1 protein-coding gene is annotated in these 301 nt (G+C 46.8%); it reads right to left on the reverse strand.

Annotated features, from left to right (window positions below; translation table 11 throughout):
* Positions 1 to 99: 99 nt before the first annotated feature.
* Positions 100 to 301 (reverse strand): DNA adenine methylase (locus NE473_RS31250; protein ID WP_256265653.1); only part of this gene is annotated, 202 nt, incomplete at its 5' end.

The raw sequence follows: 301 nt of genomic DNA on the forward strand, positions 1-301 counted from the left end.
GGCATAATCAATGCGCAGGGCATTGTCATCATTTAGATACATGCGGCCGCCGGTGGGCGCGTACGTATTCTGAAAAAAACGTCTCTTCTGCTCTAAGCTCTACATATCCCGGGTTTCTTTTCCGTTAAAGTACTCCACCGGATCCGTAATCCCCAGTTCTTCCTTCAGCCGGTCAAAGTCCGGTATACTGTCATTCTCTATGGTGGCACGCTGCAGTACGTATGAAAAATACAACAGATCGTTGGAATACACCTCATACCACTGTTTAAAATATCTCGCCACAGCTGGTGTTCCCGAAAAA

This window comes from Hungatella sp. SL.1.14 (assembly GCF_024460495.1).
In the GTDB taxonomy this organism is placed as follows: Bacteria; Bacillota; Clostridia; order Lachnospirales; family Lachnospiraceae; genus Hungatella; species Hungatella hathewayi.